Source organism: Lacisediminimonas sp. (assembly GCF_030645335.1).
GTDB lineage: Bacteria > Pseudomonadota > Gammaproteobacteria > Burkholderiales > Burkholderiaceae_D > Lacisediminimonas.
On sequence record NZ_JAUSNH010000177.1, the window covers coordinates 1 to 8,789 of the forward strand.

Here is an 8,789-nt window from a genome sequence, read left to right on the forward strand (position 1 = left end):
ACCAAGTCCAAGCCGACACAGGACGTGCTGGACACTCTCCAGCAAAAGAAAGAAAACGAGCGTGAAAGAATTCACCAGGACTACCTGAAACAGGGATGGCCGGCGGACGCGGCAAAAATATTTGCCAGTGAAGCAATCGGCAAGTCGCCCCAGAGAGCCGACGAGCCGACTTTGCGCTGCTACTACATCCTGCGCCAGGCCGGCCTGCCTGCCGACATGGCCTTGAAAGAGCTCAATGCCATGCCATTCAAGCCGCGCAAAGACGTCACGGATGGATATGAAGCCAGGGCAAAAAGCCTTCCGGCGCTGCAATACGACGACGAAAGAATCCGCCTTTTTTGCGCTGCCCGTGTGCTCGGAAAAAGTGAACCGTCGGCGCAATCCATTGCAAAATTCGGGCCGTATTACTTGCAGCTTGAACAAGCTGGCAAAGTGCATGAGGTGCGCGCCCTGCTTGACGACTACCGGGTTTCGTACAGCCCCTTGTCCTTTCCCCGCCTCGTGGCAAGAGTGCCTGAAGACTCGATGAAAAAACTCGGATCAGGATCCTTCAACACCGTTTCCTCATTGACGCTGAATGGAAAGCAATATGCGTTCAAGCCCTTCCTGTCCAACCAGGACTTGCGCGATGCAGAAGCCGCCGCGAAAAAAAGGGGCGACAATGCCCCAGGCCGGGTTTCCCTGGCTGGCGATCTGGCGGCAGTCGATGAGAACCGCCACTTTCCCGAGTTGCGCCACATTGCAGTCGTGCGGACGGCAAAAGCGCTCGGGCTCGATGGACCGGACGGCGTCATCGGTGACGCCGTGGTCGCCATGATCAACGGCAAGCCAGGCTTGTTGATGGAACTCGCACCAGGCAAGCCAGCAAACCAATGGTTCTATTACGATGACAAGCTGGCGCCAAACCAGCGCCCGGAGGACAAGAGGGTCGCCGAACTGGTCACCAGGCATGCCGCTGCGCTGAAGGATCCAGCCCGCGCGCAAGCCACCCGAAGAATGCTCGGCATCTATGCCGTTCGCTTCGGCAAGAATGGAGAAATCTACCTGACCGGAACAGGCGTTTCGCGCAATCCGGCCCAGGACAAGCAAAGGTTCGAGTCGCCCTCTTACCGGAGGGCGATGGCCAATGTCCAGTTGCTGACCTTCATCATGAACCAGGCAGATTTACACCTGGGCAATCTGTTCGTGGCCCCACCGGCCACGCCGGATGGAGAATGGAAGCTGACCATCATTGACGCTGACGACGCCGGCGGCAAAAGGGATGCGCGCCATTGGGGGCCGGATGACAAGAAATCGTACTTGTTGGTCAACCAGCCGAAATACCTTAGCGCCGAAAGCGTCGCCACAATGGGCACAAAGGCGTTTGAAGCACGCTTGAAAAATCTGGACGATGATCTTGCCGGCAGCTTTTCAGCGGAAGAACGCAAGGCAATCAAGGAGAGGACCATCGCCGTACGGGAATCGGTGAAGGTCAAGGCGGCGAAGGTGCCGGTGGACGACGCGGAATGGGCAATCAAGAAGCTGATCAATCCAGCCAATTCCATGACCGCGAAGTTCAGGGGAATCACACCCAACGCATAAACACCGGCAGACTGTTATCGGCGATGTCGACCATCAGTTCGAACAATGAGCCAAGCTAATCAAATTATTGGTTTGTCACGAACCAAATTTCCTTTTGCGCCCAGCCCTCGGTAAAGTCGCCAGCGATTGCTGTCCGATGCCCCTGCCACGCGCCAATCCGGAAACGATGACTACCGCCCTCAAGATCATTCTCGACGACTTCGCCGACTTCCATGACATGCGCCGCATCCGGCGCGATGCACACGGCTTGTACACGCTGGTGTTTGATCATCGATGGGTCGTCAATGTTGAGTCCGACCCGATTTCCGGCACGGTGTCCATTTTCGGTAGCGCCGGCTCAGTACGGCCCGAGATCGGCCGCGCCGCCTCGCAACCGGAAATCGAGTGGCGCCCGATTGCCGAACAGGACCTGCCCTTCGGCGGACGGATCGGCATCCATTTCGCGACCGGCGTCGTGATGCTCGATTCGCAAACCGATCCGGCCCAACTCGACACCGTGAGTTTTCGGCTGTGGCTGCTTGCCTTTGTCGCGCAAATGGCGCTGTGGGCAAGCCGCGTCGGCCCGCGCGTGGGCAGCGAACGGCTCACAGACCAGATACAGAAGGCTGTACCGCCGCCAGACGACCCCGTGGCCGCAGCACCCGTGCCCATCTCCCACTACCTGACCAGCTAAGCAGCAAGGATGTCATCATGGATCGGATCAAAGGAAAATTCATCCCGCCGCTGCACAGGCCCACGCCCGATAGCGAGGCCAGGCCAGACGAACTGGCGCCCGCTCCCGCGCAAGGGCCGCCGTCGAGTCGCCTGGTGGCGCCGGGCAGCAGCCTCGACCCGCGCCAGCGCGAGCAAAACCGGCAACTGATCGCGCTCTACCATGCGATGCGCGATATCGAGAGCGGCAAGCTGGTGCGCGAAGCGCTTGCCGATCCGGCCAGCTCGACAATCAAGGGATGGAAAAAGCGCGCGCCGCGCAAAGCACCGGCAAAGTCACGCGATGGGCGCGCAAAACACAAGGACGCCGGTGGCGACGAAGGACGACCCGGCGAGGATGACGAGCAAAAGCAGTGAAATCGCAAGCAGCAATTGCCGGCCCCAGATGCGCGCGCAACATGCCGGCCGGATCTTGCCTGCCTGCCGGTGGCTGCCTCAGGAACGATCCACCAGCGCGCCATCGCGCAGCTTGATCCGGCGCACCGAGGGCAGCGCAATCAGGTCGCGGTCATGGCAGGCAATGATCACGCTGGTGCCGGATGACGTCAGCGACGGAATCAATGCGATCAGCTGTTCGCGAGCCTGTCCATCGAGGTTGGATGTCGGCTCGTCGAGCAATAGCAGTTTCGGCGTCAGCACCCTGGCGCGCGCCAGTGCAATGCGCTGCTTTTCGCCACCGGACAACTGTGCCGGATTGGCATTGCGCAGGTAGGCCACGCCGGCCCATTCCATTGCCTCCTGCACCCGCTCGCGGACCAGGGACGCGGCCATGCCGCGGGCGCTGAGCCCGTAACCGATATTGTGTTCGATGCTGGTTGAGAACATGACCGGATGCTGGTGCATGTAGACGATTGCGGTGCGCAATTCACGCGGATACGGCGCCAGCGCGAACGGCTTTCCGCAGAAGCTGCCGCGCTCAAGTTGCGCCGGCTCCAGCCCGGCCAGCACGCGCAACAGGGTGCTCTTGCCGACGCCGTTGGCGCCGGTCAGCACCAGTGCGGCACCGGCTTCGACCTGCCAGCGATCGATATCGAACAGCAGGCGTTCACCGTGCCGCTTCCTGAGGCCTTCCAGTTCCAGCAAAGCGCTCATTGGCTGCCCCGTGCCGCATGGGCGTCGCCCTGCACCAGCATCAGGCCGGCATTGATCAGCAATGCCATGAGCACCAGTACGATGCCCAGCGCCACGCCCTGCGCGAACTCGCCCTTGCTGGTTTCCAGCGCGATGGCGGTGGTGATGGTGCGGGTTTCGCCGGCGATATTGCCGCCCACCATCATCGCGCAGCCGACTTCGGAAATGACACGACCAAAGCCGGTCATCACCGCCGCCATCACCCCGAAGCGGGTTTCATACAGCACGGTCCACATCACCCGCCAGGGCGATGCGCCCAGCGTAATCGCCGTTTCGGCAATGCGCCGGTCGGCGGCCTGGACTGCCGCCAGCGTGAACGCCAGCAGGATCGGCAAGGCGATCAGTACCTGCCCTGCAACAATGCCCTTCTGGGTGAACAGCCATTGCAGGGAGCCAGCCGCACCCTGGCGCGACAGCAGCAGGTACAGCAGCAGTCCGATCACCACGGTCGGCATCGACAGCGACACCTGTACCAGGCCGATCAGCAGCCGGCGGCCGCGAAACTGGTGGCTGGCAAGCAGGTAGCCACCCAACACGGCAAGCGGCGCTGCCAGCAACAGGGACAGTCCGGTCGTTTTCAGCGATATCCAGACGATCTGCCACAGCACGTCGTCACCGGACAAAAGCAGTCCGAAGGCGTCGCGAATGGCGTCAAGAATGTTCATGGCGAGAATGGGAATGACAAACGAGCATGGAGCCGGGCAAGGAAACAATCAACATCGGCGGCATTGTAGCCTGCCCGCCAATCGACGCCGATGTTCAGGCCACGCGCAGCGAAGCGTCCAGCAGTTGCGGCTCGAAGATGACCCGCTCCCGGCCGGTCAGCAGCAGGAAATGGGTGCCGGTACAACGCGCCAGCAGCGACATGCCGAGCTTCTCGGCCACCATATGCCCCATCTGGGTGGTGCCGGAACGCGACAGCAGGAAGGGTATGCCCATTTGCGCCCCCTTGATCACCATTTCAGAGGTCAGGCGGCCGGTGGTGTAAAACACCTTGTCGTCGCCGCGCACGTCGTCGAGCCACATCTTGCCCGCGATGGCGTCGACCGCATTATGGCGGCCGACATCTTCCACGAAGTAGATCAGCTCGCCGGTGTCGGTAAACAGCGCACAGCCATGTACCGAGCCGGCCTGCTTGTAGATCGATTTCATGGTCCGGATCGAGTCGACGATCTTGTACAGCACCGACTGCTGCAGCCGCGCCTCGGCCGACAGCACGATATTGTCGACTTCATCCATCAGGCCGCCAAATACCGAACCCTGGCCGCAGCCGGTCGTGACCACACGCTTTGAGGTGCGCTCCTCGACATCGGCAATGCCCTCACGGGTCTTGACGGCGACGGACTCGACGCTCCAGTCGACATGGACCGACAACACATCATCGATCGAACGGACCAGGCGCTGGTTGCGCAAGTAGCCCAGCGTCAGCGCCTCCGGTGCGCCGCCCAGCGTCATCAGCGTCACCAGTTCACGCTTGTCGACATAGACCGTCAAGGGCCGCTCGGCCGGGATGAAGATGGTCGACACGCGGCCGCGTTCATCCATCACTTCCACTTCGCGCGTGAGTTCGATGGTGGCGTTGGTCAGCGCGGGGCGCGGCATGGCTGGGTGATCCTGTTGCAATTGAAATAGTGGATGAAAAGACAGGCATGCGCACTGGTGCGGCACGCGAAACCGAAAAACCATTTTACGTGGTTTCGGCAGCGAAGATACGGGTGGCAGGCACCGGCCCGCCACCCGAAAAAGACCCTATTTTTTGGCGGCGGCCGCCGGCGGTGCGGCCGGTGCTGCAGCAGGCACGCCCGCAGCCGGCGGGGCGGCGACGGTGGCTACGTAGGGACCAGGGTTCTGGCATGCCGGCGCTGCTGCACTACCCGGCTTGGCCGGCGCTGCCTTCTTGTAGCGCGCCGCCACCCTGTCTTGCGCCGTGCACAATTGATAGCCGGCTACCTTGTCAGCCCAGCCAGCCTTGTCTTTGGCTGCTGCCGCCTTTGCCTTTGCTTCCTCGGATGGTGGCGGCAATTTCGCCGCGGCGCTGCCGGCAACGGCCAGGCCCACCACAGCCAACAGAATTTTGCTCAGCTTCATTTGTTCTCTCCTCGATGAATCACGATGCCCGCAAAGGTGAGCCGGTTGCGGCGGCCCCCTCTTCCGTCCGCACACGCGGCACACGGCCACTGGCCACGTCGTCGTACCACAACTCGTGATGCTCCTTGGCCCAGGTATCGTCAACATAACCATTGCGCATGGCCTCGTAGGCGCCTTCCTGGCCGAGCGTACCCATGTAGATATGGCCGAGCGACACCGCCGTCACCAGTACGGCTGCCACCAGATGGATCAGGTTAGCGACCTGCATGTTGCCGCGGGTGTACTCCACCGCTGGCAGCAGCATGTCGAGGAAGAAACCCGACGCCGTCAGGATCAGCCCCAGCACCACCACACCGCCCCAGAACCACAACTTTTCGCCGGCGTTGAAGCGGCCGCTCGGCAAAGGCTCTTTGCCGATCAATCCGCCGAGGCGCGCGATCCATTTGATGTCGCCGGCGCTGGGCAGGTTGTCTTTCACGTAGATGATGAAGAACACGATCACCGACAGCGAAAATACCGGCCCCACGAAGTTGTGGACGTTCTTGCCGACGTTGGCGATCCAGCCAAATACCGTATGGCCCAGCACCGGCAGCACGACATACTTGCCAAACAGCAGCAGCAAGCCGGTGACCGCCAGGATCACGAATGAGATCGCCATGGTCCAGTGCGCCATCCGCTCAACCGAGGTGAAACGCTCGATCAGGCGTCCGCTGCGCGGCGTTTTCAGCTTGATCTGCCCGAACGAGAAATACACCGCGACCAGCGCGATCACCACCACCAGCAGCAACCAGCCGCCATAGAACGTCAGCGGACCATTGCGGTATTGCCGCCATGCCTCGCCAGCCGTGGTTGGCCGTGCCTGCCCCGGGAATTGCGCCTTCGGCTGGATCAGTACGGCAGCCTCCGGGTCCGGCAGGCTGGAGTAATTGGGCGTGCCGCTCACTACCCCACGCCAGGTCGGCGACAGGTTGCCCGGCTGGTCGGCGCTGCGCTGTGCCTGGTTTTGCTTGAGGATGTCGATCGATTCAACCGCCGGTGCAGCAGTTGCGACCGCTGGGGCCGCTGGGGCAACTGCGGCCGGCGCGGCCGGCGCCGCCGGTGCTGTCGCCGCTGCGGCCGCCTCTGGTGCCGGCTTGATCGTACCGCTGGCCTGCGCATGCGCACCTGCTGAAACGAGCAAGGACAGGCCCAGCGCGAATGTGGCGAGGATTCTGTTCATGATGCCCCCTGGCTCAGTTGACCTTGTTGTATTCGTTCTGAGCCTGATTCCGGTCGCGCATCTGCGTATCCCAGGCACCCTTGGCGCCGGCCTTGTAGCCGGCGGCATTGAACGGCGATCCTGGCGCGGCCTGCCATGCCTTCTGGTCCGGCTTGTAGCTGCTGTTGATCGACTGCGGCTTTTCGCCGCAGCCAGCCAGCAGCAGCGCGGCGGCGATCATCGGAAAAGCGATCCTCATGATTTTTTCTCCTGCACCGGTGCGACTGCGTTCGGATTTGGCGCCTTGCCGTAGGCCGTGCCCCAACCCCAGACTTCGCTGCCCTTGCCGCGCCGCAATACGCGGGTACGGAAAATGTCGGCAACCACATCGCCATCGCCGCCGAGCAGGGCTTTGGTCGAGCACATTTCGGCGCAGGCCGGCAACTTGCCTTCGGCCAGGCGATTGCGGCCGTATTTCTCGAACTCGGCCTTGGAGCCGTTTTCTTCCGGACCGCCGGCGCAGAAGGTGCACTTGTCCATCTTGCCGCGCAAGCCGAAGGTGCCGACCGACGGGAACTGCGGCGCGCCGAACGGGCAGGCGTAAGAGCAGTAGCCGCAGCCGATGCAGATGTCCTTGTCGTGCAGCACGACGCCGTCGTCGGTGCGGTAGAAGCAATCGACCGGACACACCGCCATGCAGGGCGCGTCCGAACAATGCATGCACGCCACCGAGATCGATTTTTCCTGGCCGACAACGCCGTCGTTCATCGTCACGACGCGGCGGCGGTTCACGCCCCACGGTACTTCGTTTTCGTTCTTGCAGGCCGTGACGCAGCCATTGCACTCGATGCAGCGTTCTGCATCGCAGATGAATTTCATTCGTGCCATTTTGGTCTCTCCTGGAACTTGGCGTTATGCGTCACGCGACAAACTTTTCGATGTTGCAGATGGTCGTCTTGGTTTCCTGCATCATGGTCACTGCGTCGTAACCATAAGTAGTAGCCGTGTTGACCGCCTCGCCACGCACCACCGGTGCGGCGCCCTCCGGATAGAACTCTTTCATGTCACGGCCCTGCCACCAGCCGGAGAAGTGGAAAGGAATGAAGGCGGTATCCGGGCCGACCCGTGGCGTCACCATGGCCTTGACCTTGATGCGTGCGCCGGTCGGGGTCGACACGATCACGAATTCGCCGTTGCGAATGCCGCGATCGGACGCCGCCTTTGGATTGATCTCGACGAAGTTTTCCTGCTGCAGTTCGGCCAGCCACGGGTTCGAGCGGGTCTCTTCGCCGCCACCTTCGTATTCGACCAGGCGCCCGGACGTCAGGATGATCGGGAATTTCTCGGCCAGCTTGTTCTCGACGTTCTTGTCCTGCAGCGACTTGAACAAGGTGGGCAAGCGCCAGAACGCCTTCTTGTCGTCATGGGTCGGATACTTGGCCACCAGGTCAGGCCGGGTGTTGTACAGCGCCTCGCGATGCTGGGGCACGGCGTCCGGGAAGTTCCACACGACCGCCCTCGCCTTGGCATTGCCGAACGGATGCACGCCATGCCCTTTCAGGCATACGCGCTGGATGCCGCCGGACAGGTCAGTCTTCCAGTTCTTGCCTTCGGCTGCTTTCTTCTCGGCCTCGGTCAGGTCGTCCCACCAGCCAAGTTTTTTCAGCAGCACATGGTCGAATTCCGGGTAGCCGGTGGTCAGGTCCGAGCCCACCGAATGCGAACCGTCTTCGGCCAGCAGGTTCACGCCATCCTTCTCGACACCGAAGTTGGCGCGGAAATTACCGCCGCCGTCCATCACGTGCTTGCTGGTGTCGTACAGGTTGGGCGAGCCCGGATGCTTGAGTTCGGCATTGCCGTAGCACGGCCACGGCAGGCCGAAGTAATCGCCGGTCATGTCGTAGCCGGTGGCCGCGTCCTTGCCGCCCTTGCAGCGCAGCGTCTTGACGTCGAACATGTGCATGTTGCGCATGTGCGCCTTCAGGCGCGCCGGCGTCTGGCCGGTGTAGCCAATGGTCCAGGTGCCGCGATTGATTTCTTCCAGCATGGACTCCGGTTCCGGCTCCATCAGGCCGCCCTT

11 protein-coding genes are annotated in these 8,789 nt (G+C 62.0%); 3 read left to right on the forward strand and 8 right to left on the reverse strand.

Going from position 1 to position 8,789, the window contains the following annotated elements:
• The 3 genes from Q7T64_RS12385 to Q7T64_RS12395 all read left to right on the forward strand — a co-directional run.
• Positions 1–1,581: hypothetical protein (locus Q7T64_RS12385; RefSeq protein WP_304796034.1), on the forward strand; the 1,581-nt coding region annotated here is incomplete at its 5' end.
• Positions 1,582–1,747: 166 nt separating this feature from the next.
• The gene (locus Q7T64_RS12390; RefSeq protein WP_304796037.1) at positions 1,748–2,254 is read left to right on the forward strand and encodes a type III secretion system chaperone; all 507 of its coding nucleotides are present in this window, start codon (positions 1,748–1,750) and stop codon (positions 2,252–2,254) included.
• 17 nt (positions 2,255–2,271) lie between these two features.
• On the forward strand, positions 2,272–2,649 hold the full coding sequence (locus tag Q7T64_RS12395) for a hypothetical protein (protein ID WP_304796039.1): 378 nt from the start codon (positions 2,272–2,274) through the stop codon (positions 2,647–2,649).
• 78 nt (positions 2,650–2,727) lie between these two features.
• Here the strand turns inward: Q7T64_RS12395 and Q7T64_RS12400 are convergent, their stop codons facing one another.
• From Q7T64_RS12400 to Q7T64_RS12435, 8 genes are all read right to left on the reverse strand, one after another.
• Positions 2,728–3,384, reverse strand: a complete 657-nt coding sequence (locus Q7T64_RS12400) for an energy-coupling factor ABC transporter ATP-binding protein (protein ID WP_304796042.1) — start codon at positions 3,382–3,384, stop codon at positions 2,728–2,730.
• Positions 3,381–4,088 carry an ABC transporter permease gene (locus Q7T64_RS12405; RefSeq protein WP_304796045.1) on the reverse strand — a complete coding sequence of 236 codons (708 nt, stop codon included), beginning with the start codon at positions 4,086–4,088 and terminating at the stop codon, positions 3,381–3,383. The genes Q7T64_RS12400 and Q7T64_RS12405 overlap by 4 nt, the downstream gene beginning before the upstream one ends.
• 94 nt (positions 4,089–4,182) lie before the next feature.
• The gene (locus tag Q7T64_RS12410; protein WP_304796047.1) at positions 4,183–5,025 is read right to left on the reverse strand and encodes a formate dehydrogenase accessory sulfurtransferase FdhD; all 843 of its coding nucleotides are present in this window, start codon (positions 5,023–5,025) and stop codon (positions 4,183–4,185) included.
• Between the two features lie 147 nt (positions 5,026–5,172).
• Positions 5,173–5,511, reverse strand: a complete 339-nt coding sequence (locus Q7T64_RS12415; protein WP_304796050.1) for a hypothetical protein — start codon at positions 5,509–5,511, stop codon at positions 5,173–5,175.
• A 19-nt stretch (positions 5,512–5,530) separates the two neighbouring features.
• Positions 5,531–6,730: a formate dehydrogenase subunit gamma gene (locus tag Q7T64_RS12420; protein WP_304796053.1), complete on the reverse strand. Its 1,200-nt coding sequence runs from the start codon at positions 6,728–6,730 to the stop codon at positions 5,531–5,533.
• Between the two features lie 13 nt (positions 6,731–6,743).
• Positions 6,744–6,968 carry a hypothetical protein gene (locus tag Q7T64_RS12425; RefSeq protein WP_304796056.1) on the reverse strand — a complete coding sequence of 75 codons (225 nt, stop codon included), beginning with the start codon at positions 6,966–6,968 and terminating at the stop codon, positions 6,744–6,746.
• Entirely contained in the window at positions 6,965–7,597 is a 633-nt protein-coding gene (gene fdh3B / locus Q7T64_RS12430; protein WP_304796058.1) for a formate dehydrogenase FDH3 subunit beta, read from the reverse strand. Before fdh3B ends, Q7T64_RS12425 begins: the two co-directional genes overlap by 4 nt.
• A gap of 31 nt (positions 7,598–7,628) precedes the next feature.
• Positions 7,629–8,789: formate dehydrogenase subunit alpha (locus Q7T64_RS12435; protein WP_304796060.1), on the reverse strand; the 1,161-nt coding region annotated here is incomplete at its 5' end.